The sequence below is a fragment of the Actinocrinis puniceicyclus genome (genome assembly GCF_018283645.1).
GTDB classification, from domain to species: Bacteria; Actinomycetota; Actinomycetes; order Streptomycetales; family Catenulisporaceae; genus Actinocrinis; species Actinocrinis puniceicyclus.
Genome location: NZ_JAGSXH010000084.1, coordinates 1 through 25,793, shown reverse-complemented (window position 1 = coordinate 25,793; position 25,793 = coordinate 1). Strand labels below are relative to the sequence as shown.

The 25,793-nt window shown below is 70.8% G+C and carries 22 protein-coding genes; 8 read left to right on the top strand and 14 right to left on the bottom strand.

The features are described from left to right. Window positions 1–450: 450 nt before the first annotated feature. The gene (locus KGA66_RS20595) at window positions 451–1,023 is read right to left on the bottom strand and encodes a PIN domain-containing protein (protein WP_211469820.1); all 573 of its coding nucleotides are present in this window, start codon (window positions 1,021–1,023) and stop codon (window positions 451–453) included. Window positions 1,024–1,044: 21 nt separating this feature from the next. Next, on the bottom strand, window positions 1,045–1,491 hold the full coding sequence (locus tag KGA66_RS20590) for a helix-turn-helix domain-containing protein (protein WP_211469819.1): 447 nt from the start codon (window positions 1,489–1,491) through the stop codon (window positions 1,045–1,047). A 540-nt stretch (window positions 1,492–2,031) separates the two neighbouring features. On the opposite strand from KGA66_RS20590, the gene KGA66_RS20585 reads away from it, so the two are divergent. From KGA66_RS20585 to KGA66_RS20575, 3 genes are all read left to right on the top strand, one after another. Then, a complete protein-coding gene (locus KGA66_RS20585; RefSeq protein ID WP_211469818.1) occupies window positions 2,032–2,283 on the top strand; it encodes a DUF4258 domain-containing protein in 252 nt (83 codons plus the stop codon). A gap of 2 nt (window positions 2,284–2,285) precedes the next feature. Then, entirely contained in the window at window positions 2,286–2,531 is a 246-nt protein-coding gene (locus KGA66_RS20580; RefSeq protein ID WP_211469817.1) for a DUF2283 domain-containing protein, read from the top strand. Window positions 2,532–3,116: 585 nt separating this feature from the next. Further along, window positions 3,117–5,897, top strand: coding sequence for a cation-translocating P-type ATPase (locus KGA66_RS20575; RefSeq protein WP_211469816.1), 2,781 nt, complete (start codon window positions 3,117–3,119; stop codon window positions 5,895–5,897). Between the two features lie 94 nt (window positions 5,898–5,991). On the opposite strand, the gene KGA66_RS20570 is transcribed toward KGA66_RS20575, so the two are convergent. The 3 genes from KGA66_RS20570 to KGA66_RS20560 form a co-directional block, all read right to left on the bottom strand. Beyond that, complete coding sequence (locus KGA66_RS20570) at window positions 5,992–7,656, bottom strand: dolichyl-phosphate-mannose--protein mannosyltransferase (RefSeq protein WP_211469815.1); 1,665 nt, start codon at window positions 7,654–7,656, stop codon at window positions 5,992–5,994. Window positions 7,657–7,810: 154 nt separating this feature from the next. Continuing rightward, window positions 7,811–8,305 (bottom strand): hypothetical protein, encoded by a 495-nt coding sequence (locus KGA66_RS20565; RefSeq protein WP_211469814.1) that lies wholly within the window; start codon window positions 8,303–8,305, stop codon window positions 7,811–7,813. Window positions 8,306–8,555: 250 nt separating this feature from the next. Then, complete coding sequence (locus KGA66_RS20560; RefSeq protein WP_211469813.1) at window positions 8,556–9,122, bottom strand: DJ-1/PfpI family protein; 567 nt, start codon at window positions 9,120–9,122, stop codon at window positions 8,556–8,558. A 323-nt stretch (window positions 9,123–9,445) separates the two neighbouring features. On the opposite strand from KGA66_RS20560, the gene glgA reads away from it, so the two are divergent. Both glgA and glgC read left to right on the top strand, forming a co-directional pair. Next, on the top strand, window positions 9,446–10,618 hold the full coding sequence (glgA, locus tag KGA66_RS20555) for a glycogen synthase (protein ID WP_211469812.1): 1,173 nt from the start codon (window positions 9,446–9,448) through the stop codon (window positions 10,616–10,618). A 60-nt stretch (window positions 10,619–10,678) separates the two neighbouring features. Then, window positions 10,679–11,896 (top strand): glucose-1-phosphate adenylyltransferase, encoded by a 1,218-nt coding sequence (gene glgC / locus KGA66_RS20550; RefSeq protein WP_211469811.1) that lies wholly within the window; start codon window positions 10,679–10,681, stop codon window positions 11,894–11,896. 23 nt (window positions 11,897–11,919) lie between these two features. On the opposite strand, the gene KGA66_RS20545 is transcribed toward glgC, so the two are convergent. The 7 genes from KGA66_RS20545 to KGA66_RS20515 all read right to left on the bottom strand — a co-directional run bounded on the left by KGA66_RS20545 (window position 11,920) and on the right by KGA66_RS20515 (window position 19,755). Continuing rightward, on the bottom strand, window positions 11,920–12,960 hold the full coding sequence (locus tag KGA66_RS20545; RefSeq protein WP_211469810.1) for a glycosyltransferase WbsX family protein: 1,041 nt from the start codon (window positions 12,958–12,960) through the stop codon (window positions 11,920–11,922). A 178-nt stretch (window positions 12,961–13,138) separates the two neighbouring features. Further along, window positions 13,139–14,563 (bottom strand): condensation domain-containing protein, encoded by a 1,425-nt coding sequence (locus KGA66_RS20540; protein ID WP_211469809.1) that lies wholly within the window; start codon window positions 14,561–14,563, stop codon window positions 13,139–13,141. A gap of 170 nt (window positions 14,564–14,733) precedes the next feature. Next, a complete protein-coding gene (locus KGA66_RS20535; RefSeq protein WP_211469808.1) occupies window positions 14,734–15,060 on the bottom strand; it encodes a hypothetical protein in 327 nt (108 codons plus the stop codon). A 168-nt stretch (window positions 15,061–15,228) separates the two neighbouring features. Next, on the bottom strand, window positions 15,229–15,867 hold the full coding sequence (locus tag KGA66_RS20530) for a TetR/AcrR family transcriptional regulator (RefSeq protein WP_211469807.1): 639 nt from the start codon (window positions 15,865–15,867) through the stop codon (window positions 15,229–15,231). A gap of 35 nt (window positions 15,868–15,902) precedes the next feature. Continuing rightward, on the bottom strand, window positions 15,903–17,348 hold the full coding sequence (locus KGA66_RS20525; protein WP_211469806.1) for an MFS transporter: 1,446 nt from the start codon (window positions 17,346–17,348) through the stop codon (window positions 15,903–15,905). Window positions 17,349–17,587: 239 nt separating this feature from the next. Then, window positions 17,588–18,682: a cellulose binding domain-containing protein gene (locus KGA66_RS20520; RefSeq protein WP_211469805.1), complete on the bottom strand. Its 1,095-nt coding sequence runs from the start codon at window positions 18,680–18,682 to the stop codon at window positions 17,588–17,590. Between the two features lie 413 nt (window positions 18,683–19,095). After that, the gene (locus KGA66_RS20515; protein ID WP_211469804.1) at window positions 19,096–19,755 is read right to left on the bottom strand and encodes a TetR/AcrR family transcriptional regulator; all 660 of its coding nucleotides are present in this window, start codon (window positions 19,753–19,755) and stop codon (window positions 19,096–19,098) included. A 410-nt stretch (window positions 19,756–20,165) separates the two neighbouring features. On the opposite strand from KGA66_RS20515, the gene KGA66_RS20510 reads away from it, so the two are divergent. Both KGA66_RS20510 and KGA66_RS20505 read left to right on the top strand, forming a co-directional pair. Then, window positions 20,166–20,774, top strand: coding sequence for a response regulator transcription factor (locus KGA66_RS20510; protein WP_211469803.1), 609 nt, complete (start codon window positions 20,166–20,168; stop codon window positions 20,772–20,774). 104 nt (window positions 20,775–20,878) lie between these two features. Continuing rightward, window positions 20,879–22,576, top strand: coding sequence for an MFS transporter (locus tag KGA66_RS20505; RefSeq protein WP_211469802.1), 1,698 nt, complete (start codon window positions 20,879–20,881; stop codon window positions 22,574–22,576). A 132-nt stretch (window positions 22,577–22,708) separates the two neighbouring features. On the opposite strand, the gene fni is transcribed toward KGA66_RS20505, so the two are convergent. Beyond that, window positions 22,709–23,797 carry a type 2 isopentenyl-diphosphate Delta-isomerase gene (fni, locus tag KGA66_RS20500; protein ID WP_211469801.1) on the bottom strand — a complete coding sequence of 363 codons (1,089 nt, stop codon included), beginning with the start codon at window positions 23,795–23,797 and terminating at the stop codon, window positions 22,709–22,711. A gap of 327 nt (window positions 23,798–24,124) precedes the next feature. After that, window positions 24,125–24,370: a hypothetical protein gene (locus tag KGA66_RS20495; protein ID WP_211469800.1), complete on the bottom strand. Its 246-nt coding sequence runs from the start codon at window positions 24,368–24,370 to the stop codon at window positions 24,125–24,127. 460 nt (window positions 24,371–24,830) lie between these two features. Here KGA66_RS20495 and KGA66_RS20490 point away from each other — a divergent pair, with 460 nt between their 5' ends. Beyond that, window positions 24,831–25,778, top strand: coding sequence for an ABC transporter ATP-binding protein (locus KGA66_RS20490; RefSeq protein ID WP_211469799.1), 948 nt, complete (start codon window positions 24,831–24,833; stop codon window positions 25,776–25,778). Window positions 25,779–25,793: the final 15 nt, after the last annotated feature.

The following is a 25,793-nucleotide window of genomic DNA, read 5'->3' as shown; positions in this document are numbered from 1 at the left end:
AATAGCCCTGGTCGCAGCTGGCCCCGGAAGGCCGTGGCCCACGCGCGGAGTGCACCCCGAAGACGGTGTCTGATCCCCGGCCGCGCCACGACGGGCACGTCCACCAGCTATCGCTGGGTTAGTGCTCGGGGCCGGAAAGCACGTGCAGCGCACCGGAGACGGGGCATGGTTGAACTTCTCTCTACATGGTTCAAGGCACGCCCTGCGGGCGTGCGGCGGGTCGGGGTGTGCCGGGCCGGTCATTCCTCGTCTTCGCCGCCATGACCGCCCGGCCCTGTACCCCGCCCCGAGAACAGCCGCCGGAAGGCCGGAACTCGCCGAGCGGAATCAGACCATGCAAGTCTCAGGGTTCTGCCACTGCGTCGGCCAGTGCCTGCTCCAGGGCCTCAGTGATCGTGATTATCATGGCGGGGCCGGTGATCCGGATCGTTCTCGGCAGGCGGCGCGGGCTCAGGCCGCTGGATCAGCGGCCAGGCGGCGCAAGCGTCCGGCGAAGGTGGGCACGCCGGCGTGCTCGATTTTCGCGATCAGGTCGAGGGTGGTCATCGGGGGCCGTTTCTTCTCGGCGGCCATGCGGGTGACGGTGCGTAGGATCTGGTCGGGGTAGCGTTCGAGCAGAGTGCATAGGTAGGGGTCGGGCGGGGTGACGGCGATGCCGTGCGGGGCGAGTGTGGTGGCGGGGAAGTCGGCGATGTTCCAGGTGATCACTGTGTCGGCGCGGGCGTGGATGGCGGCGGCCATGTGGTGCAGGTCGTCGGGGTCGGGTCCGTCGAGTCCGGTCATCTCTTGCTGGTAGGCGTACTCCGGGACGAGGGAGGTGGCGAAGCCGGTGCGGATCAGGTCGGCGATCTTCTTGGCGGCCTCGGGGGTGCGGTGGTGTTCGCGGACGATGACGCGTTCCCATTCGCCAAGGAGCCGGTCGGTCAGGACCAGGTCGATGAGGGAGTCCTCGGCCAGGGCCAGGAGCAGGTCCATGAGGGAGAAGGGGAACAGGACGTTGGTGTCCGGCAGGACGCGCGGCATGGTGCTGGCCTTCGTGACGGGTCAGTAGGGCAGGTTCTCGTCTTCGACGATTTGCATGATTGCGCGTCGGGCCGCACCGCGCCGTTCCCGCTCGGCCTGGAAGGCCAGCACGTCGGCGAGGCGCAGGAGGCGGTGGCGCGAGTCGGGCAGGGGTTCGGCGGGGATGCGGCCGGCGGCGATCAGTTCGAGGAGGAAGGGGCGGGAGATGCCGAGCAGTTCGGCCGCCTCGTTGGGAGTGAGCCGGGTCTCCAGGGGCAGGGCCAGGACCGTGTTGCCGTCGAGCAGATCGTGGGCGGCGGCACGTAGCATACGGGCGAGCGCTTCGGGCAGTTCGATCTCACGCCCGTCGCTGGTGCGCGCGATCAGCCGCATGGGGTGCTCGTCATCGTCGAGGGCGGTGAGGAATGCGCGGTCGGTTTCCTCGGGGCCGACGCGCGTGGCGTGGGTGAGAACGGCGTTGCGGGGCATGGCGACCTCCTGGCTACATTTTATCTGTAGCAAGTGTAGGTCATGCCCGGTGGTCCGCGCCAGCGCCGTAGGCCTCCCGCGCACCCGATCCTCCGGGGCGGGCCGGAACCGGTCAAGGCCCTTCGGCCGCTGCGCGGTCGGCCTGCGGCCGAGCCTGGACCGAACCCGGCCCTACGGCCCCGGACCCGAGGCGACTGCGCGCGCGGCCGCACAAGAATGGCCAATTCCGGTATCGTTCCCGCAGGTCAGCGAATTGCAAATTCCAATTCATGGTCTAGGCCAATCGGGTACCTTGACGGTGGATCGCGACGGCAACGTCCCCATACGGTGGCGGCCGCCAGCGAACTCCAGCGGCCGCGAAGGAGCAGCTCAGTGACGTAAACACCCTGGTGACGAGGCTGCCCGCGCCACACGTACTATGTCGTGGCGGGATCAACCCCAGTACTCGTCCACAATTGCGATGGCTATTTCCCTGGACACGCTGCCTCGTGTAAATGTGAGGGCATCGGTGACATTACATACGAGCAGCCTGCCGCCGAGGTGGCCGATAAGGCCAATGACCTCACAAATCATGCAATACAGCGTCTGGGGCAGCGTGGAGTTTCGGAAGAGGATGCTCGGGCGGTCCTTGGAAGAGACCCCTTCTCTTACTATCACGATGATCAGTGGAAGCTGGGGTACTGGGATCCGAAATCCAAGGTGTTTGTTGCCAAAACGATCGATGGCAACATAAACACCGTGATGACTGATGTGGATCAGGCTTACATCAATCGCCTCCAGGGAGGGCGCTGATCGTGGCGGACATCAGAGTTACGTACGATAAGAAGGCGAACGCGGCTTATGTCTACTTGGCCGAACCGCAAGCGCGGCCAAACGTGGCGCATATGTATCCCTGCGATCCGGTCGAGGTCGGGGGGATGATCAACCTCGACTTCGACGAGAACGGGTGCCTCGTTGGCATCGAGGTGCTTGCGGCGAGTTCGAAATTGCCCCACTATTTGCTCGATATAGCTGAGCGACTCGATATAGATGACGCATGAAAGGTGTCAGAAGGTTTTGAATCGAGCTTTCGATTGAACCCGGGCGCGGTCGTGTTCGCGCGGCTGCGCGAGCAGGCTGACGGTTCACTCGTGGCGACTGTGATCGCAGGTGCGACGGAGGCGGCGGGCGGCCCGTCCGCGGTGTCGAGCCCGCAGGCTGGAACGTGATCCGGCGGTCGGCGGGGCGTGGGGCTCCTCGCGCCTGATGAGAGATTGGCTGCGGGCGTCCGCCCGAGTGACGCTGTCCCGGGTACAGGGTCGACCGGCCGGTTGATCTGCGGGCCTTCGGCCCGGCGGGAGACGGAGGGTAGCCACGGGCGCGGTGCGCCTATCTGCCGCAGACTTGTAGGCGAAGTCAGTCCGGGTTCGGTGCGGCGGCGAGGCAGGCGCGGCGGACCTCGGCGCGCGCAGCGAAGGGTGGTTCCCATGCCCGCGACCGAAGGCCGATCCGCTCGTAGCGTCGCGCCCGCCCACGGCCCAGTGCCCGAGAGCGGCTCAGCCCGCGACGGCGACCCAGTGCCCGAGAGCGGCCCAGCCCGCGACGGCGACCCAGCTTCCGGCGACACTGCATCTTCCGATGACACTGTGCGCTTCGAGGACGCCGCGCCTTCCCAGAGCGCCCTGTCTTCGGGCGTCGGCGCGTTCGCTCGCGACGGCCTCTCGGCCGAGGAAGCGGGACTGAGGCTGGCGCGCGACGGCCGCAACGCACTGCCGCAGGCGCGGCGGACACCGCTGTGGCGGCGCGTGCTCATGCAACTGCGCGACCCTCTCGTCGCGGTGCTGCTGGTGGCCGCCGCGTTGACCATCGCCACCGGGGACTGGACCGACGCGGGGGTGATCCTGCTGGTCATCGTGGTCAACACCAGCGTCGGCGTGGCGCAGGAGGTCAAAGCCGACCAGGCGATCACCGCCTTGGACGCGTTGACCGCGCCGCACGCCCGGGTCGTGCGCGGCGGCCGGCAGGCAGAGATCCCCGCCGACGAAGTCGTGGTGGGTGACCTGCTCGCGCTCGCCGAAGGGCAGATCGTGCCTGCCGACGCCCGGGTGCTGGAAGCCGCCGCGCTGCTGGTGGACGAATCCGCGCTGACCGGCGAATCGGTTCCGGTCGGCAAGGCGGCCGCCTCGGCACCGGACCAAGCCCGCGACCTTGGTCCGGCGGGCGAACCGGCCGACCAACCGGCCGACCAGCCGGCCGTCGAACAAGCCGACGCGCTCGCGATCGTCTCGGCGGGCACGGTCGTCGTTCGGGGCCGAGGGCTGGCCGTGGTCACCGCGACGGGTACGCACAGCGCGATGGGCCGGATCGCCGCGCTGATGACCGCGGCTCCCACGCTCACCCCGCTGCAGCGCCGGCTCGTCGGCGTCGGCCGGGCGCTGGCGCTGGCGGCCGTTGTGCTGTGCACCGTGGTGCTCGGCCTCGGTCTGGCGCGCGGCCAGTCCGTCGAACTGATGGTGGTGACCGCGATCAGCCTCGTGGTCGCCGCGGTGCCCGAGTCGCTGCCCGCGGTCGTCACCCTGGCTCTGGCACTGGGCGCGCGGCGAATGACCGCGCGGCAGGCCCTGGTGCGCCGTCTTCCGGCGGTCGAGGCACTGGGCTCGGTCACAGTGCTGGCCACCGACAAGACCGGCACCCTCACCGAGGGCGTCATGGTCGCCCGTCGGCTGTGGACCCCGGATGGAGGCGAGGCCCAGGTCAGCGGCTCCGGTTACGCGCCCGAGGGGCAGGTCACCCGCGACGGGCTGGCGCTGACCACGGGTGCCGACGCGGACCTGGCGGAACTGCTGACCGCGGGCTGCCTCTGCAACGACGCGTCCCTCCGGCCGCCGGCGGAACCCGGCGCGCCGTGGACGGCCGTGGGCGACCCCACCGAGGCGGCCCTGCTCGCCGCCGCGGCCAGGTTCGGCGTGCATCCGGCCGCGATCACCGCGGTCTACGAGCGGATCGCCGAGGTGCCGTTCGAAAGCGGTCGCCGCCGGATGACCACGCTGCACAAGCGGCCCGACGGTGGCACGCGGGTGGTGTGCAAGGGTGCGCCGGAAGCCGTCTTGCGCGCACCGGTCCTGGCGGACTGCGCCACCATCCTCGACGAGGCGTTGCGCCGCGCCGAGGATTACGCACGCGACGGCCTCCGAGTGCTGGCAGTCGCGTACTCGGACGCCGCCGCAGCTCTGGACGGCTCGACGGTGACCAGCGCCGCCGGATCCGGTGCGGCCGGAATCGATACCGCTGGGTCCGGCGCCGTCGACGCCGCCGCGGTGGAGCAGGGCCTGCACCTGCTGGGCCTGATCGCGATCCTCGATCCGCCGCGCGCCTCAGCCGCGGCGACGGTCGCCGCCTGCCAGGCGGCCGGCATCATCCCGGTGATGATCACCGGGGACCACCCGGCCACCGCCCGCACGATCGCCGTCGAACTCGGCATCCTCGAGCGCGACGGCGAGGTCGTCGACTGCCGCCACCTGGCCGAGATCGACCCGGTCAGGCTGCGCCGGGCGCGAGTGTTCGCGCGCGCCGTGCCCGAGCAGAAACTGGCCATCGTCGAGGCGCACCAGGCGGTCGGCGACGTGGTCGCGATGACCGGCGACGGAGTCAACGACGCGCCCGCGCTGCGCCGCGCGGACATCGGCGTGGCCATGGGCCGGCGCGGCACCGAAGTCGCGCGTCAGGCCTCTGATCTGGTGCTCGCCGACGACGAGCTGGGCACCGTGGTGGCCGCCGCTCAGGAGGGGCGCCGCGTGTACGCCAACATCCGGCGCTTCCTGCTCTACGGCCTGGCCGGCGGCACCGCCGAGATCGCGGTGATGCTGATCGGCCCGCTGTTCGGGCTCACGCTCCCGCTGCTTCCCTCCCAGATCCTCTGGGTCAACCTACTGACACACGGTCTGCCGGGGGTCGCGCTGGGCAGCGAACCGGTCGAACCGGGCGCGATGCTGCGCCCGCCGCGCCCGCCGGCCGAGAGCGTGCTCGGCGCGGGGCTCTGGCAGCGCATCCTGCGAGTCGGCGCCGTCATCAGCGCGGTCACGCTCGGGGTGGCGGTGTGGGGACACTCGACCGGCCGGCCATGGCAGAGCATGGCGTTCTTCGCCCTGGGCGCGACGCAGTTGACGGTGGGTCTGGCGTCGCGGGCCCGGCCCGGCACACGCGACAACCCGTTGCTGCCGGTCGCGATCGCCGGCGCGCTCGTCCTCCAGCTCGCCGGGCTCTACGTGCCCGTGCTGCAGGACCTGCTCAACACGCAGCCGCTGAGCGCCTTCGAACTGCTGGTCGTCGCGGTCTTGTCGTCGCTCGGGTACGTCGCGCTCAAGCTCGACCGGCTCATCCCGTCGCGCTCGCCCGCGGACCGGCCGGCCGAGGCAACCGCTTCGTGACCGCCGCGAGCGGCCTGCGAGCGGTCTGCGGGCGCTTCGCAAGGGAACCCGTGGCGCGGCGGTCGGTCGTTTCCGCTCCTGCGCCCGAGCGCGATCAGACCCAATCGGGCATCAGCATCCTGGCGATCCACGCGACGTACGAGATGGGGCGGCCGGTAAGGACCGGATACAGGTACGCCAGGTTCAGTGCGACCACGACGAGGTAGCCGGCGACGACCGCACCGCCGACCAGCCTGCGGCGCCGCGACACGGACGCGGCCGCGCTCCGCGGGGCCGGCAGGAGCCCCAAGCACAGCGTCAACGCGAGAATGAGGAACGGCTCGAACGACACCGCGTAGTAGAAGTACTGGGTCCGGCCCGGGAACGCGAACCACGGCAGCCACCCGGCCGCCACGCCGGCGAGCGCCGCGCCGAAACGCCAGTCCCGTCGCCGCAGCCACACCAGCGCCGCGACGGCGAGCGCCGCGAGCGCCGGCCACCAGATCGCCGGAGTGCCGACGGCCAGCACGTTCTGCACGCAGCCCGCCGGGATCGCGCAATGGTTCTCGGCGAAACGCGGCGCCGCGTAGTAGAAGCGCACCGGGTGCGTGAGCAGCGGCCACGTCCACGGATGGGAGGCGAACGTGTTCGGGGTGTCCAGCGACGTGTCGTACACGAACATCTCGCGCTGATACTCAAACCACGAATACAACGTGGAGATCACGGGCGTGTGCACGCCGTGCTGCTGCGCGTAGTACCGGTCCCAGCCGATGGTCGAGGTGAACCAACCGCGCCACGTCGCCAGGTAGGCGACGGCGGCCGCCGGCCAAAGGCCCGCCACCGTTCCGGCGCCGTCGCGAAGCAGAGCCCTGATCGGCACGCGCGGTCGCCGCGCGGCCGTGACCGACGCCGCCGCGGCGCGCGCCGAGCCGTCCCAGGCGAGCGACAGCAGCGTTAACCCGACCAGGAAGTACAGCCCGTTCCACTTGCACGAGGCCGCCAGGCCCAGGCAGACGCCCGCACCGAGCCGCCACCAGCGCACCGGAGGCAGCTTCGCACCCGCGTCTAGGGGCGGGTTCGGCAGCGACGGCGACGGCGAGTGCGACTTCGACCGCGCGTGCGCGTCCGGGCGGGCTTCCGGGCGCGGGCCCGGTTCGGCCAGGCGGGCGCGCCTTCGGTCCCGATCGATGACCAAGCAGCCGAATCCGGCCAGCGCCCAGAACATCACGAACACGTCGAGCATCGCCGTGCGGCTCATCACCAGTTCCAGCCCGTCGAGCGCGAGCAGCAGCCCGGCGACGCATCCCAGCAGCGTGGAACCGGTCAACCGCCGCGTGATCCGGGCCAGCAGCAGGATCGCCAGAGAGCCGGCGAACGCCGCCGCGAAACGCCATCCGAACGGATTGAGGCCGAAGAGCCACTCCCCGGCGGCTATCTCGACCTTGCCGAACGGCGGATGAGCGGCGAACTGCCCGCCGTAGACGAAGATGTCCGTGCTCTTGCCGCCCACGATCTCGGAGTCGGTGAAGCTGCTGACCACGTGCTCGGCCCCGAACCGCAGGATCCCGTACGCCTGCGGCGCGTAGTACGCCTCGTCGAAGACCACGTCCTGCGGCGTGGACAAGTCGGCGAACCGCAGCCAGGCCCCGATGCCGGCCACCGCGAGCGGACCGGCCCAGCCGCGCAGCGTCGCGCTCGCGGCCCAGCCGGAAAGCCGGCCGGGTATCAGACCCCGGATACCGCTCCGACCGGATTCGATGTCTGCTTCGCTCTCGGCCACCGGGAGATGCTACGGGCGCGCGCGCCCCGGGTCAGCAGTCGGACCGGCTGGGCGACGCAGGTGCAGATAGCGCCGTGCGGGGCGTGAAAGCAGGTGCAAGCGAACCGCGGAGCGCTGAAATCAGCCCTCCGCGACGGGTCTCACGCGCAGAGCCTCAGCTGATCGCTGAGCTGCGCAGCCGTCTGCGCCGCCTGACCGTGTGCACGACCGTGACGATCGTGAGCAGCACGCCCGAGAGCGCATGCCAGCGGATCGTGGTGCGCTGAAGCTGCCAGTCCCAGAGACCTGAGACGAACATGACCGCGGTCAGGGCGAGCAGGACGGCGTCCGCGAGAGCCAGGCGGCCGGCCGGGCGATGCCAGCCGCCCGGGCGGCGCAGCCTGTTCAGCAGCGACATCGAGGTGCGTTTGCGCTGCCACAAGTGCGCGGCGATGAGATAGACGAACACGAAGCCGAGGAGGATGTGCAGGGTCAGCACCGCTTCGAACAGCAGGCAGAACCCGAGCGTGACGATCAGGAGCACGTGCACCAGCCAGCGCCGCCCGGCGGCGCGCCGCCGGGTACCGGGATCGTGTCCGGCGGCGCGCGGGCGGCCGGTGCCCGAGTCGTGTTCCGTAGGGCCGTGCGCAGCAGCGATGTCATCAACCACCCGGCCAGGCTAGGCGCGACGCAAGAGCCTGACGTCCTGCCCGGGGATGGACTTGCGCGGGCGTCCCTGATACTCAGGCACTGCGGGTCCGACGACTTGAGGACTAGGGGAGAACCGGGGGAGAACCCCGAGTCACGAGAACCGACGCCCCGAGAACCGACGCCCGGAGAACCGACGCCCCGAGAACCCCGCGGCGCAGCTCGTCGGCGGTGGCAGTAGCGGCGGTGGCTCGTGGCTGTGCCGCGCGCGGTCAGCCCTGAGCCGGCGCCTTGGCCCGCAGGATTCGCATGAACTCGCGCATCCACGCCGGATGGTCGGGCCAGGCCCGCCCGGAGACCAGCACGCCGTCGATGACCGCCTCGCCGTCGACGAACTGGCCGCCCGAGGCCGTGATGTCGGGAGCCAGCGCCGGGTAGGCCGAGCTGCGCCGCCCGTCGAGCAGACCCGCCGCGGCGGAGATCAGCGGCCCGTGACACAACTGCGCCACCGGCTTGTCGGCCGCGAAGAAGTGGCGCAGGATGCGCTGGCACTCGGGGTCGTTGCGCAGGTACTCGGGCGCGCGGCCGCCCGGCAGGACCACCGCGGCGTACTCGGCCGGGTCCACGTCGGCGAAAGCGACGTCGGCCGGCCAGCTGTGGCCGGGCTTCTCCGTGTACGTGTCGAAGCCTTCCACGAAGTCGTGCACCACGAACTGGAGCTTCTTCTTCGTCGGCGCGGCGATGTGCACCTCGTAGCCCTCCTCCAGCAAGCGCTGGTAGGGGTACATCACCTCGAGGTCTTCCGCGGCGTCCCCGGTCAGGATCAGGATCTTCGTCATGATGACTCCTCCTGCGTTCTCGCGTGCCGGTCGGGCCGGCGGCCTTTCCTGGGGCCATCGTCGGTCGCCGGCGGGTACGTGGCAAGTGCTGCGAACGCGGCCGGCGAACGCGGCGCACCGATCGCCCGCCTCCGCTCCCACCGGCGACCGGCACCGGCGTCGTAAGAGTCCGGATTCCGGGCGCGCCGCGCGCCGCGCGCGGTGTGCGCGGCGCCGCTGTCGCACATGCTCGCCTAACCGCCCAGGCTGGGCTATGGTCTCCTTGGCATGAATGTCCGTACTCGGCGACATGAAACAACGGCGACATGAACCGGGAGCCGCCCGTGAGAGTCGGACTGCTGACCAAGGAATTCCCGCCCGACGTCTACGGCGGCGCCGGCGTCCACGTGGAATTCCTGGCCAGGGAACTGCGCGCGCTGACCGACCTGCGGGTGCACTGCTGGGCCGGCGCGCAGCCCACCGAAGACGATCCGGGCGTGCGGCGGCACGCCCCCGCGCAGGAACTCGCCGACGCCAACGAGGCGCTGCGCAGCCTCTCGGTGGACCTGGCCATGGCGGCGGCCGTCGCGGACCGTGACCTGGTCCACTCGCACACCTGGTACGCGAACCTCGGCGGACACCTGGCGAAGCTGCTCTACGGCATCCCGCACGTGATGACCGCGCACTCGCTGGAACCGCTGCGCCCGTGGAAAGCCGAGCAACTGGCCGGCGGGTACGCGCTGTCGAGCTGGGCCGAGCGCACCGCGATCGAGTCCGCGGACGCGGTCATCGCCGTCTCACACGGGATGCGCGAGGACATCCTGCGCTGCTACCCCGCCTTGGAGCCCGCGCGCGTCCACGTCGTGCACAACGGAATCGACACCGCGCTCTACCGCCCCGACCCCGGCACCGACGCACTGGCCCGGCACGGCATCGACCCGGACCGGCCGTACGTGCTGTTCGTCGGGCGCATCACCCGGCAGAAGGGCGTGCCGCACCTGTTGCGCGCCGCCCGCGCACTGCCGCCCTCGGCGCAACTGGTGCTGTGCGCGGGCGCCCCGGACACGCCCGCGATCGACCGGGAGTTCCGCGAGCTGGTGGACGAGCTGCGCGAGATACGCGACGGGGTGCTCTGGATCCCGCAGATGCTCGCCCGCCCCGACGTCATCCAGCTGCTCAGCCACGCGGCGGTGTTCGCCTGCCCGTCCGTGTACGAGCCGCTGGGCATCGTCAACCTGGAGGCGATGGCCTGCGGCGCGCCCGTGGTCGCCTCGGCCGTCGGCGGCATTCCCGAGGTCGTGCGCGACGGAACCACCGGCCTGCTCGTCCCGTACGACGAGAAGGACCCGGCCGCCTTCGAGGCGGCGTTCGCCGAGGCGCTCACCGCCACGATCGGCGACCCGGCCGGCGCCGCTCGCATGGGCGAGGCCGGCCGCGAGCGCGCGGTGCGGGAATTCGGCTGGGACGCGATCGCCCGCCGGACCGTGGCGGTGTACGAGCGGCTCGCGCGGAGATAAGAGCAGTCCCGGGGTACCGGACAGGCGGACAGCGACAACGACAGGGCAAGGGGACGGCGGATGCGCGGCGGGCCTTCAGTGCTGGGAATCGTGCTCGCGGGCGGCGAGGGCAAGCGGCTGATGCCGCTGACCGCCGACCGCGCCAAGCCGGCCGTGCCGTTCGGCGGCACCTACCGGCTGGTGGACTTCGTGCTCTCGAACCTGGTCAACGGCGACGTCATGCGCATCTGTGTGCTGACACAGTACAAGTCGCACTCGCTGAACCGGCACATCACGACCACCTGGCGGATGTCGAACCTGCTGGGCAACTACGTCACCCCGGTGCCCGCCCAGCAGCGGCTCGGCCCGCGCTGGTTCCTCGGCAGCGCCGACGCGATCTACCAGTCGCTCAACCTCGTGCAGGACGAGGACCCCGACTACATCGTGGTGTTCGGCGCCGACCACGTCTACCGGATGGACCCGCGCCAGATGCTGCGCCAGCACATCGACAGCGGCGCCGGCGCGACGGTCGCCGGCATCCGTATCCCGCGCGCGGAGGCACCGTCGTTCGGCGTGATCATGCCCGCCTCCGACGGCGTGAGCGTCGAGCGCTTCCTGGAGAAGCCCGCCGACCCGCCGGGACTGCCCGGCGACCCGGACCGCGTGTACGCGTCGATGGGCAACTACATCTTCACCACGAAGGTGCTCCTCGACGCGCTGAACCAGGACGCTGACGACGAGCGCTCGGTGCACGACATGGGAGGCAGCATCCTGCCGAAGCTGACCGAGCTCGGCCAGGTGCAGGTCTACGACTTCGACGAGAACCACGTGCCCGGCGAGACCGCCCGCGACCACGGCTACTGGCGGGACGTGGGCACCCTGGACGCGTACTACGACTCGCACATGGACCTGATCTCGGTCCACCCGGTCTTCAACCTCTACAACCGGGAGTGGCCGATCTACACCCAGTCCATGCAGCTGCCGCCCGCGAAGTTCGTGGCGGGCGGGATCGCGAGCGAGTCGATGGTCGCGCCCGGCTGCATCATCACCGGCCAGGTCACCCAGTCGGTGCTCTCACCGGGCGTGATCGTGGAGGAAGGTGCCGTCGTGCAGGGCTCCGTGCTGCACGACAACGTCCGCATCGGGCGCGGCGCGGTGGTGCGCCGCGCCATCCTTGACAAGAACATCGTGGTGCCGCCGGGCGCCACGGTCGGCGTCAACGCGGAACGCGACCGGGAGCTGTACTACGCTTCCGCGAACGGGATCATCGCGCTGGGCAAGGGGCAGCGCGTCATCTGACGGCGCACACACTCTGATACCGGTCACACCACCGGCGTCAGGCCGCGTTCGAGCGCGCGCAGGAAGGCGCGGCCGTGGATCTGATCGGGCTCCATGACCGAACCCTCGGCCCACTCGTTCCAGGACTTGACGAACATGATGCGCGGGCCGCTCTGCGCGCGCTCCAGGCCCGCGGCCGCCCTGACCGCCTCCTCGAACACGTCGGGGTCGGGCCGGTGCAGCAGGATCCCGCGCCGTCCCGACCGCGGCGTGTTGTCGAAGCCAGGCACGACGCACGGGAACCGCCGCACCGACGTCTTGTGCCCGTAAAGCAGCCAGTCGGCGTACACCTTGTCGTACGGAAACGCCCTGGGGTTCTCGCGCAGCGCGACGCCCGGAAAGCCGGATTCCAGCTCGTGCCCCCGCGGCGGCGGGGCGGGATTCCACACCGCGGCGTCCAGCGGCTGGTCCACGTCCTGCACCCACGCGCCGTCAGCGTCGCCGATGAGATAGAGCCCCGGCAGGCCCGCCTCCACGGCCAGCCGGCGCCACAGCGCCACGAGCCGGGCCAGGTCGGGCACGTCGTCCGGACGGAAGAGGTAGAACACCGGTTTGCCTTCGACGGTCAGGTATCTCTCGTCCCGGAAATGCGGCAGCAACTGGCTGAAATGGCGCACGTCGTCGCTCTCGCCGGGGTAGAGCTGCCGCTGGAGCACTTCGTCCCCGCGGCCGTGCCAGACCCCGGTCCAGCTCTGGTTCGCCCAGGCCAGGCAGTAGCGGTGGGGTAGCTTCGGGTGCGCCAGGAGGTCCGCGGCCGGCCGGGTCAGCAGCTGACTGCCGCCGCCGAACCAGTAGTGCCAGTAGCACAGGGCGGTCACGCCGTACCGGGCCGCCAGCTCCCACTGCGCTCGGCGCGTCTCAAGCACGCGCAGGTCGTAGAAACCCAGATCGGCGGGCAGGCGCGGCTGCACATGGCCGTCGAAGAGCGGACGCGCCGCGGCCACGTGTGTCCATTCGGTGAAACCGGCCCCCCACCAGCGGTCGTTCTCGGGTATCGGGTGGTACTGCGGCAGAAAGAACGCCACCACCTCAAGCGCAGACCCGCGATCGGGCGGGCGGGACTGCGGTCCGCTGCTGTCCACGTGGCTGACCCCCACAGAAGGCTGCTATCGCTGCTGTCTACGCCCGTCGGCCCGTCTCACGAAGGATGCCTGCGGAAACCGGCGCGTGCCAGGGATCGAACGCGGGCGCGAGGCCGGCGGTTCATCCGCGGGGCGCCGTGATCCGCGCTCCGCGGGCCGATTCCACCACGACCGACTCCATCGCGCGCGCGAACGCCTCGATCTGGGCAAGCGCGAACTGGTGGGTGTCGGTCCACACCTCCAGGTACACCGCGGGCAGCCCCCGCGCGAGAGCCCGGCGGTCGGCGAGCGGATGTTCGGAGTCGACCTGGAGGAACAGGTCGCCGTCGAACGCAGGCTCCTTACGACCCCAGCGCACCTCGGTCAGCGGCAGCGCCGCCGTCAGCTGCCGCGCGGTGGGCGCCGCGCCGCCGTCCTCGGCGCCGCCGTCCTGCGGAGCGGCCACCCCGCGCCGGTCGTTGAGGTGCCAGGAGATCTCCGGCGGCCCGCCGAGCCGGGCGGCGCTCTCGGCAAGCAGCGCGGCGCACCGGTCGGGATCGTAGTAGCCGTAGAACGACGCGCTCGTCGCCGCGCTCTGCGCCCTGGCCACGACCTCGTCGAAGGTCGCGTCCGCGGTGTCGACCACGCAGATGCCGTGCTGGGAGACCTGCGCGGCCAGGTCGGCGAAGCCGGGGCGGAACCGGTTGCCGACCACGATCTGGGCCACGCTCGGATTGCGGCCGAACACCTGCGCCACCGCCACCGAGTAGGCGGCCAGCAGCACGTAGGTGCTGCCGATCCCGGTCCTCGCCTCGGCCGCGCGCAGGCCGAGCGCCAGCGCGGGCGAGCACATCACCAGCTCCCAGAACCGCGGCTGCCGGGGGGTCGCCGGCTCGGCGGGATGCCACGCGGGCAGCCGATCGAGCTGAGCCGCCCAGTACCGCAGGCTGCGATCGCTCTGGCGGCGCCCGGTCGCGCCGCGCTGCGCGGCGGCCAGCTCCAGCGGGCCCAGCGCCGCGGGCGGGGCGGTGGCCCGCCCGGTGTCGCGGTCCAGATGTGCCAGGTCCCTGCTGAGGGCGACGATCCCGGCGCCGTCGACCATGACGTGGCTGTAGCCGACCACCAGATGCGCGAGCGCGCCCGACTGTCGCACGACACCCATCCGCACGGGGAACTCGCAACGGTAGTCGAAGGGGGTGAGCTCGTAGCGCGAGCGCAGTTCCTCCGCGGCCGCGGCCGGGTCGTCGCCGTCGTCGATGTCTGCGATCTGCAGCGGTATCCGGCCCGAGGCGGCGACGACCTGCTGCACGGGAGGCCCGCCCGGCGCCCCGTCCTCGAAGCGCAGCAGGGTGCGCAGCGCCGGATGGCGGCTGACCAGGAACCGCAGCACGGCCTGCATCTCCGCCAGCGGTGTTCCCTCGGGCAGCGGCATCGTCACGACGATGTTCATCGTCCGGCCGGTGCGTCGGATCGTGCGCCAGATCCCCAGCTGTCCCCAGGTCGGCTCGCCGGCGCCGGCGCCCTCGCCGCGGAACTCCACCGCGATCTCGCTCAACGTGACGGCCAAACCCGGCTCCTGTCAGGTGGCGTGCGGACGCTGGACCCAGGCAGCGTCAGGGAATGTCTCAAGGGGCGAATCAGGACAATGCAGCGGTCGAGTCGTTGCCTTGGTACATTCCCCAGACCTGCCGGACGGCCGGCGGTCGCGCCGCTTTCCGGCCGGACGTGGATCAAGGGCTACGAGCAGGTGCCCGTCGCCCGCTCCTGGTACGCGAATCCGTACGGCGCGCCGGGAATCTGGTAGTAGCCGATGGTCGTGTACGTCACGTTGGTGCAGCTCTCGCCGCGCGAGAGAGCCAGTTCGTAGAGGTTGCCGTAGGCGTCGGCCTCGGCGTTCGCCAGGGCGGTGCTCGCATCGACGGCCCAGCCGTTGCCTGTGGCACTGAGCGTCTCGCTCGCGTGCGCGGAAACGGGGCTCAGCGTCCAACCCAGCGCCGCGACCACGGACAACGCCGTGGCCCGCCGGATCAGCGCCTGGCTGCGAAACGATGTGCGCAAAGTCATCTGATGCCCTCCCACCCTTGTCGCTACGGCTGTCGCGTCCGACGATCCGCCGCATCGCCTGAGAGCGAACGTCGGCAGCCGAGACACTAGGATCGGCGGTTCGCGCGATCAAGCGCGCGCGGTGAAACAGGCTTCTTATGCATCGTCGGCGCATCGGCCGCGGGAAAGTTACAGGGACGCCTGCGGCTCAATCCTCCCGCAGCCGGGCGGCGAGGTCAGCAGCGTCATGATCGTCAGGCTCACCAGTTCGCCGGCCCGGTCGGCGCTCGCCCGGCCGGTCGCCACCTGTTGCGCGCCGAGGTGCATGAGCGTGTACACGGTCGCCACCAGCCAGTCCAGCGGCAGGTCCGCGCGGAACTCGCCTTCGCTGCGGCCGCGCGCCAGCAGCCGCTCGACGCGTCCGAGCACCGGTTCCGCGTAAGCGCGAAGCTGCGCGGGCGGCAGGTTCGCCGAGGCGACCATGTAGAGATTGCGGTGCCGCTCGACCACCTGCCAGGACGAGCGCAGCAACTGCGCGAGCACCTGGCGCGGCGGCCCGTCCTCCAGGGCCAGCTCGCTCAGCGCCTGCTGGGTCTGCGCGAAACCTCGCTGCAGCGCCGCGTCCACGAGTGCCTCGCGCGTCGGGAAGTGCGTGTACAGGGTGACTCGGCTCACGCCGGCCGCGCGCGCGATCGCGGACATGTTGAGCTCGCCGTTGGCGGGGGTCTCCTTGAGCGTGGCGTCGAGGATCGCCTCGATGCTGCGCTCGGCGTCAGCGCGGCGCTGCCTCGTGGCGGCGCCGCGCCCGACTGTCGCGCGCTCCTGCATGGTGCGAGTTTATCGGTCGCACCGGTCCGGCCCGGTCAGTGCATGGGCATCGGGCTGTCGCCCATGTCCAGCGGCTTGTCGGGCAGCAGCGCGATGACCGCGACCGCGAGCACGGCCATGCCGATCGCGGCCGCCATATACGCGTGCTTATACCCGGTGGTCGCCGCGGTGCCCGCGGTCGCGGCGATGCTCGTGGCGGCCAGCGACGAGATCACGGCGATCCCCAGCGAGCCGCCCACCTCGTGGCCGGTGTTGAAGACACCCGATGCGACGCCCGCGTGCCGGTGGTCCACGCTGGACAGGCCCGTCGCGGTCGCCGTCACGAACGTCGCGCCGATTCCGACCGCGGCGATCAGGAAACCGGGCATCAGGGTCGACCAGACCCCGCCGCCGACCCCCTTCCACGACATCAGGCCGAGGCCGGCGGTCGCCGCCAGCAGCCCGCCGAGCGCGACGTGCCGCGGCCCGGCCTTTCCCAGGTGTCCCGAGGCGAGGTGGGCACCGAGCGCGGTGGCGAAGGCCACCGGTAGGAACACCAGTCCGGTGCGCACCGGGCTGTAGTGCTCGGCGCGCTGGAGGTACACCGAGGTCAGGAAGTACGTGCCGAGCAGGGCGGCGGTCGCGAACGCCATGAGCCCGACCGCGCCGGGCAGTGGCGGGCGGCGGATCAGCGCGGGCGGCACGAGTGCACTGCGCGCCGAGCGCTCGACGAGCGCGAACACGACCGCCAGCACGAGCGCGATCCCGATCGGAGCGAGCGCGTCCGGCGAAACCCAGCCCTTGTCTCCCGCGCGCACCAGCCCGTAGATGAGCAGAGCGACAGCCGCGGTGCCGGAGACGGCGCCCGGCAGGTCGAGGCCCGTGCCGGGAATACGCGGACGGTTCGGCACCACGCCGAGCGCGGCGGCGAATACGAGCACGCCGACCGGGATGTTGATGAAGAACGCCCACGCCCAGCCGGGCCCCGAGGTCAGCGCGCCGCCCACGACCACGCCGATCGCGGCGCCGGCCGCGCCGATCACGGCCCAGACCCCCAGCGCCCGGGTACGGGCCCTGCCCGTGAACTCGGTGGTCAGAATCGACAGCGCGGCGGGGGAGAGCAGCGCCGCGCCCAGGCCCTGCGCCACCCGGCTGCCGAGCAGCGCGTCCGCCCGCGTGGCAAGGCCCGCGCCGAGCGAGGCCAGCGTGAAGATCGCCAGGCCGAGTTGGAACGCGTTGCGCCGGCCGAGCCCGTCCGCGACTCGTCCGCCGAGGATCATCAGGCCGCCGAAGGTGACGGTGTAGGCCGTGATCACCCAGGGCAGCGCGTCCGGGCCCAGCTTGAGCGATGCCCCGATCGAGGGCAGCGCGATGTTCACGACGGAGACGTCCAAGACCACCATGAACTGCGCGAGGCTGAGCAGGACCAGCACCGGCCACCGGGGCGGCGGCTCGGACGGCTCGGTGCGGCGGGCGTGTTCGCTTGCTGCGATCTGGCTCATCGACGCTCCTTGAACGGCAGCTTCGGCCGCAGCCGAAGAAGTAGTTAGTCCTAACACCGGTGTAAGGATTAGCGTAGACGACGACGTCCCCCGGCGCCAGGGAATCGGCGCCGGGGGACGGTGAAAAGGGGCGGTTGTTCAGCCGCGCCGACGATCCGCACGAGGACCGCGGTCCGCGTTCGTGAGCGCGGTCCGCGTCGAGGGGCGGGCGCGAAGTCGGTCCGCCCCTCGACCGGGAGTCAGGAGGCGCTGGCCGAGTAGTTGTTGACGGTGAAGTTCTCCTGGGTGTTGTTCGTGCCGCTGATCTCCCATCCGTACTGGATGGTCGAGAGCATCGGGTTGGCGAAGTAGCCCTTCGTGTTCTCCAGGTACTTCAGCAGGTCGAGGATGTTGACCGTGCCCGAGGACTCGTTCGAGCTGCGCACGAACGAATAGGTGGGGTTGGTGCCGTTGTTGCCGGCGTAGAGCGTCCAGGTGTTGCCGTCGAGGGTGACGGAGCCCACCGAGGAGCCCAGCGGGCCGACGTTCCCGCTCACGTAGGTCCAGACCATGACCTCGATGCCGGTGCCGTTGAGCCAGATGTCGTAGGCGGACTCCCAGTTGCCGCCGCTCGGGTTGGTCTCGTTGAAGCTGCTGGTCGCCGACGAGAGCGAGTTGAGCGCGACGCCGACGTTCTTGCTGATGTTCGCGTACGACTTGACGCCCGACGTGTTCGGCTGGGTGGAGAAGACACCCCAGTTGGTGGCGGACTTCACCCACAGCGTCTGGCTGCCGTGGCCGCTTCCCCATTCGTCGTTGTAGATGGTGTAGCCGCCGATCGAGTACTGCGCCCACTGGCCCGAGTCCTCGTAGAGGTACCCACCCGACGAGCCGGACGCGGACGGCGTCGGCGTCGGCGTGGGTGTCGGTGACTTTGTCGGGGTGCTCGACGGCGAGCCGGACGACACCGCGCCGGTACAGGACGTGCCGTTGAGCGTGAACGACGTCGGGTTGCCCGGGAAGGTGCTCGCGGAGTAGGTGCCGTTGAAACCGATGCTGGTGCCGGCGTTCGTGCCCAGTGAGCCGTTGTAGGAGACGTTCGTCGCGGTCACGTTCTGGCCGGACTGGCTGTAGGTGGCGCTCCAGCCCTGGCCCACCGCCTCGGTGCCGGGCAGGGTGAAGCCGAGTGTCCAGCTGCTCAGCGGCGAGCCGAGGTTCGTGATGGAGATGTTCGCCGAGAAGCCGCCCGGCCACGGGCTTGAGGTGTACGAGACCTGACAGCCGCTGGCGGCGCTGGCGGATTGGGCGAGGGTCAGCGCGGCGACCCCGGTGGTGGCGAGCACCACGGCGGTCATGGCGGCCAAACGCCGTCGAGGGTGAGCCGCGCGCTCGGTGAGTCCTGACATGATGTGCCCTTTCGTCGCGTGGGTTGGTTCGTGGGGTACCGCGTGCGGGGGCGCCACCTGCGGTACCAGGCGTCGAAGCGCTTCGATATGGGCATAGCGGAGTCGTCATGTACTGTCCAGCAAGAAGGGCCTGTGGCTGGCGCGGATCTTCGGGGCGCCCGTGGATGAGCTGGTCAGCTCTCGGTCTGCGGACGTTCGTGGGCGCAAACCGGCGCTGTCGAAATGTAAGCAAGCGCTTCGATGCAGCGCGCCCGGAGCCATGCTGCACGGTGCAGCGTAATGCGCCCGCCACGGTCGCGCGCCTTCGAGTCAGGGATCGTATTCGTGGGTTGGGCGCAGCCGGCCGGCGGCGCTCGCGCCCGTCAGCGATCCGCGGTCCGCCCCGGCGCCGAAGTGCTCTGCGCGAGCAGCCCGTCGACGAAGGCGCGCAGCCCTTCGGGGTAGGTGTCTTGCCAGGCCAGCGTCGCCCACCGGTCGCCGAGAGCGGCCAGTCGGGGCAGCCGGGAAGCGTCGAGACCGCCGAAGAAGGTCTCGCCGTCTGCGGGCCGCTCGGCGTCCGCCCAGCGGTCGGCGGTGTGCACCCGGACGAGGATCTCTCCGACCGTGTAGTACCAGATGCTGCGGAAGACGTAGACGGCCTGCGGGGGCGTGCATCCGTGGTCGATGGCGCCGGCCACGATCGTTTCGATCAGCCACAGGGCCGAGTCGCCGAGCCGGGTGATGAACCCGGGGGTGGCGAGGACTTCCGCGGCCCACGGCCACTCGCAGAGCGCGTCGTGGATCGCGGTGGCGGCAGCGATGATGCGGTCCCGCGGCTCGCCGGGCAGGTCGGGGTGCGGGATCTGCTCCGCGTACTCGTGGATCAGCAGGAACAGCAGGTCGCCCTTGTCCCGGACGTGGTGGTACAGCGTGGTCGGCCCGACCCCGAGCTCGGCGGCCAGTCCGCGCACGGTGAGCTTCTCCCAGCCGGACTGATCGATCAGCCGGCGGGCGGCCGCCAGGATCTGCGGCCTTGAGGTCATGGGAGGCCGGCCGACATGACCGCGCGGCGCATTAGGTCGGGACATCGTTCCATCATGCCCTTCCGCGGCCGGTGCGGCGCGTGCCGCGCGCACGGGCGGACCCCTCGGCGTACTTGTGAGCCCGACTTTTCGTCGACTACTGTGATACTGGTGTGGCGATCGGCGGCTTGCGAACCGCTGTCAGTCCCATGGGAAGAACGGGACTGTCACCGCGCGCCGCGCGCCGGTGTTTCCAGATCATGGGGAAAGTCGCAGCAGCACACTGAGACATGCGAGGGTGGCAGGGCCGGGAGCGTCCGGCGCCGACGGAGCTGATCTGTTCACCCCGGCAGGTTCGAGCGGGGACGACGCGGGTTCGACCCGCGGGGCGGTCAAGAGCGTGCGTGTACGACTATCCATCGGGGGATCGAGTGGAAATCGATGTGCTGGTGTGCGACGACCTGCATCTGTCGCGTTCCGCGCTCGCCGCGTTGCTGGAGCGCTACCAGGAACTCCGCGTCGTCGCGGCGGTGGACAGCAGGGCGGACGCGTTGGCGTTCGCCGAATCGCACGAGCCGGACGTGGTGATCATCAGCTTCGAAGGCGAGGACGACGACGCGATCGAGATCGCCAAGACGGTCGCGACCGTTTCGGGAAGCCAGAGCGTCTTGCTCACCACGACCTTCACCCGGCCGGTCGTTCGCGAGGCGTTCGCCGCCGGGATCCGCGGCATCGTGGAGCGAAGCGCTTCGCCGCGCCAGTTCGTCGAGGCCATCCAGCGGGTGCACCGCGGCGAACGGGTCTTCGACACGGAGCGGACGGTAGCGGCTCTGCTCAACGGCGGAGACTGCCCGCTGACGATGCGGGAGCTTTCCGTGCTCGAAAGCGTTTCCCGGGGCGATACCGTGGCCGAGATCGCGGCTTGCCTGCATCTGTCTGAGGGGACTGTGCGCAACTACCTTTCGTCCGTGGTCAGGAAGACGAAGGCACGCAACCGGATAGACGCGTTGAGAATAGCCCGGGAATCTCACTGGATCTGAATGTCCGGCTGCTGATCCATGCCGACCCGGCCGACTGCTGCCTCAACGCATGAAGTCCGTTCGAAAATCACTCACCGTGAAGGACACGAGGGGGCCGGGCCGTCATGACACACACCGATACCGCCGCGCAGCGCGGCACGCGCACAGCGCTGACACTGGCCGCCGTCGCGGTCGTGCAGTTCATGGTCTCGCTGGACCTGTCCGTGGTGAACGTCGCGCTACCCAGGATCGGCAGCGGCCTGGGTTTCACCGCCCTCGGCCTGACCTGGGTGATCAACGCCTACGCGCTGACCTTCGGCGGGCTGCTGCTGCTCGGCGGCAAGATCGCCGACCGGTACGGCCACAAACGCGTCCTGCTGGCCGGCCTGCCCGCCTTCGGCCTGGCCTCGCTCGCCGGCGGGCTGGCCCAGAGCCCGGGAGAACTGGTGGCCGCCCGCGCGGTGCAAGGTGCCGGAGCCGCCGCCATGGCCCCGGCCGCGCTGGCCGTCCTGGTCTCCACCTTCCCGCCCGGCAAGGCCCGACTGCGCGCCTTCGGCGTCTGGAGCGCCACCAACGCCGCCGGCGGCGCGCTGGGCGTTCTGGCCGGCGGCCTGCTGACCCAATACGCCACCTGGCGCTGGGTGATGTTCATCAACCTGCCCATGGTCGCCCTGGCCTCGCTCCTGGTCGCCCGCGCCGTACCCGCGGCCCGGCGCACCGGCGCACCCGCCCGCCCCGACCTGCTCGGCGCTCTGCTGGCCACCAGTGCACTGACGCTGATCGTCCTGGGCGTGGTACGCACCAACCAATATCCCTGGGGCTCACCGGTCACCATCGCCACCCTGACGGCCGCCACCGCCCTGTTGGCCGCCTTCGTCCTGGTCGAACACACCACCCGCCGCGACCCGCTGATCCGCCTGGGCCTGTTCACCAACCGCCACGTCACCGCGGCCAACGCCTACACCCTGCTCCTGGGCGGCTCCCTGGCCTGCGCGTTCTACTTCATGTCCCTCTACCTGCAACGCGTCCTGGGCACCGGCCCCGCACGCACCGGCGCCGAGTTCCTCCCCCTCGCCCTGGCCGTGGTCATCGGCTCCGCGCTGGCCGCCCGCCTCGGCGAACAGCTCACCCCGCGTGCCCTGCTGACCATCGGAGCCCTGACCACCACGGCCGGCTTCGCCTGGTTCGCCTTCATCCAGGACACCGGCACGTACACGACCGACGTCCTGGGCCCCTCCATCGTCCTACGCCGCCATGGTCGGCGTGTCGGTGGCCGTGGTGGGGTCGGTGGCCGTGTCGGTGGGTGTGGGTGCGTCGGTGCTGGTGCTGGTGCTGGTGCTGGTGCGGGGCAGGGCCAGATTGGCGATGGTGACGGCGGTGAGCATCAGGGCGGCGCTGATGGCCATGCCGAGGGCATAGCCGTTGTTGAGGTTGTGCGGCGTCGAAGTGGGGCCGGTGCGGTCGCTGGCCGCGGTGCCCAGCGCGGCCAGGCCGAGCGATGCGCCGATCTGGCGGGAGCTGTTGAGCAGGCCGGAGGCGGTGCCCATTTCGCGGGGCGCGACGCCGGTGGTGGCGATGGCTACGCCCGGGGCCAGGGACAGGCCGAAGCCGAGGCCGTCAGGTGCCGGCGACGTAACCGGCGATGTCCGTCCCGTTTGACATGTCTGTGGATGCTCCTTGCAGCGAGCCGAAGGCGTGCGGAGGGGAGGAGATGCGGTGGCGGCTGGCGCGCGCGATCGCACGGCGGCGGGGCACCTTCGCGCCGCTCAGTGCGGCACCCCCATACCCGCGCGGCTCATCCCGTTGAGAAGATCGCCGATTAGATGAAGGCCCCTGATTGTATGGCGAGCGTTGTGCCGGGGCAACGGCCGGGGGCCGCCGCGTAAATCCACCCGCTGAGTCCTCCGGTGTTCCCACCGCGTATCAGATCAGGAATACGCCGGCCGCCGCGAGGATCACGGCAGAACCCGGCGCCGGCTTGCGGCGTCGAACGAGCGCGAGCGGGCGGCCAGTTGCCGCAGGTCGACTCCCCGGTCGAGGCAGAACGCGCGCAGGTCGCCGCGGATGAGCACGTCGCGCCGCGCCAGCTCGGCCGGGGTCCGCGCGCCCAGCGCGGTCATCAGCGCGACCAGTTGCTCCTGCCACGCCGAGATCCGCGCGATCAACCCGGCCACGCCCTCGTCGAGCAGGGTCCTGAGGAAACCGCCGGAGACCCCGACGGCGACCGCGCCGAGCGCCAGCGAGCGCGCCGCGTCCAGCGGGTTGCGCACGCCGCCGGAGGCCAGCAGCGGTATCTGCGTGCCCTGCGAGTCCAGCAGGCAGGCGGGCGCGGACAGCCCCCAGCCGTCGAGATAGGAATACTGCGCCCCGTCGCGCCGGTCGTTCTCGATCCGCGCGAAGTCCGTGCCGCCGGTGCCGGAGACGTCGGCCGCCGCGACGCCCATGTCCTGGAGTGCCAGCACGGCCGCGCGGCTGAGGCCGAACCCGACCTCTTTGGCGATCACCGGGACGTCCACCGCGGCCGCGATCTTCTCAATCTGCGCGCTCCAGTGGGAGAAGGAACGGTCGCCCTCCGGCATGACCGTCTCCTGGATGACGTTGAGATGGATCTGGAGGGCGTCTGCGCGCAGCAGGTCCACGGCCCGCCGCGCCTGCTCCACCGAGGCCGTCGCGTTGACGTTCGCCATGATGAACCCGTCCGGGTTCTCCCGGCGCATCACGCTGAAGGTGCCGGCGGTCGACTCATCCCTGAAGTACGCGCTCATGGAGCCGGTGGCGATCGGAACGCCGGTCTCCCGGGCGGCGATCGCGAGATCCCGGTTGATGGCGCCGGTCGCGACGCTACCGCCGGTCATGGCATTGATGTACAGCGGGTGATCCCAGGTGATGCCGGCGAACCGGGTGGCCGGTGACACCTCGCAGCGGTCGATCCCGCAGAGCGCGTCGTGGACGAAGGACACGTCGTCGAACTCGTTGTGCCCGCGGTGGCCGCGCTGTTGCTCGACGGCGAGGCGTACGTGGTCGTCCTTGCGGTTGGCGCTCATTGCGCACCCTTCTCTGCACGGCGTTCTGCGTGCCCGGCGGGCCGCTGCGCTCATCCTGCACCGGATGATCGCAGATGCCGAAGATGCCGCTGGGCTTGCGGACGCTGCGCACCCGCGTGACGACGCCGTGCCGCCCTCCGGACACGGTCAGGTGCGAGTACACCACGATGTGGTGCGTGGCGGTGCCGAAGTCCGCTGCGCGGAAGGCGCCGTCGTGTCGGGTGAACCGGCCGGCCGCGCCGTGCTCGTCCGGTCGGGGACATCGAGATTACGGCCGGCGCCCGCAGCGCGTCGACGACTGTGCGGTCTGGAGCCGACCGGGCGCGGTCACCGGCAACTGCGCTGTTCTTCCCCGGCGGCGGCTTTCTCCTTGGGGTTCCCGCCCGGCCGCGCGACCGCGCCGATCGCCGGTGCCAGGGCGAGCCACAGCCCGATGGTCACCACCATCGAGGTGACGTAACCGAACGGGCGGATGCCGACGTCCTGGCTGGTCGCACCGGCGAAGAGCATCAGGAACCACGCGCCGAGGAAGAAGGACGGGCCGGCCGCCAGGAGCCGGAAGAAACTGCTCATCGCTGTCCTCTCACGCCTGAGGCTGAGAATCACTGCACCACGGTTCCACTCTCGCTCGACCCGGTCAGGGCGGCTACCGCCGAACGTCCCGACTCGGCCCTGACCGACTCGCCCCGACGCGGGTCGGCCGCGGCCGGTCGCCGCACGGCTGCGGAGCCGGGCCGAACGCGCACCGCGAGTGCGGGATCGGCGCCCCCGCGCCGGCCCCTCGCCTTGGCCCTTCACCTTCGCCTCGCCCGCCCTCCGGCCTTCGCTCTCGCGCCGGTACGCGCGTGCGCGGCGGCGGCGCCCTTGACGGGTGACGCCGAAAGCCGGTTCTCCGGACGCAGTCTCTGCACCCTGCGATGAGCCGATCCGGCAAACGCCGGTTCCGCTTCCGTTCCCCGTGCATTCAACCGGCTCGGGTGTGTACGTCATGTGATGTGCCTACGTTCCTGAAGGCACGCCAAGAAAGGGAGCCATGGACGCAACCGCCGCAGTGCGGGGCCGCGGGATCACCAAGTACTTCGGCGATGTCGTCGCGCTCGACAATATCGAACTCAACGTGGCGCAGGGTCAGATCCACGGGCTGGTCGGCCCGAACGGCGCGGGCAAGACGACGCTGCTGGGCCTGCTGCTGGGCCTGGCCGCCGCGGACCAGGGGCGCCTGGAGATCCTCGGCACCGCGGTCGCACGCACGTCCCCCGCACCCGAAGGCGTGGCCGGATTCGTGGACGGACCCGGTCTCTATCCCTCGCTCAGCGCCCGGCAGAACCTCGCCGCGCTGGCGGCGCTGCGCACTCGCGACACCCGCACGGCAGCGGTCGACGACGTACTCGACCAGGTCGGGCTCGCCGATGTCGCCGAGGACAAGGTGCGCGGTTTCTCCCTCGGCATGCGCCAGCGGCTGGGCCTGGCCGCGGCGTTGCTCACCAAACCACGGCTGCTGGTGCTCGACGAACCGTCGAACGGGCTCGACCCCGCCGGCAAGAAGCATGTGCACGGCGTCCTGGCCCGGCTGGCCGCGCAGGGCGCCACGGTGGTGCTCTCCAGCCACCGGATGGACGACCTCGAAGCGCTGTGCTCGGAGGTCACCATCCTCGCGACCGGGCGTGTCGTCTTCTCCGGCCCGCTGCACAAGCTCTCCGCCGAGAACCGCGCACTCGACTACCGGCTGCGCACCTCCGACCCGCACGCCGCCCGCACCACGGCGCTCGGCACCGCCGGGGTGCACGTCATCGAGAGCTGCGACGCCGTGAACCGCCTCGACGCCGAGGTGCTCCTGCTGCGCGCCCCGGTGGCCGCCCTGGACGAACTGGTGGCGCGGCTCGTACGCGCCGATGTCGCGGTGCGGGAACTCGCGCCGGTCGTCTCACCGCTCGAAGCCGCGTTCCTGGCCCTCACCGAGCAGCAGGAGGCAAGCCGATGAGCGTCGCCCCCGCCC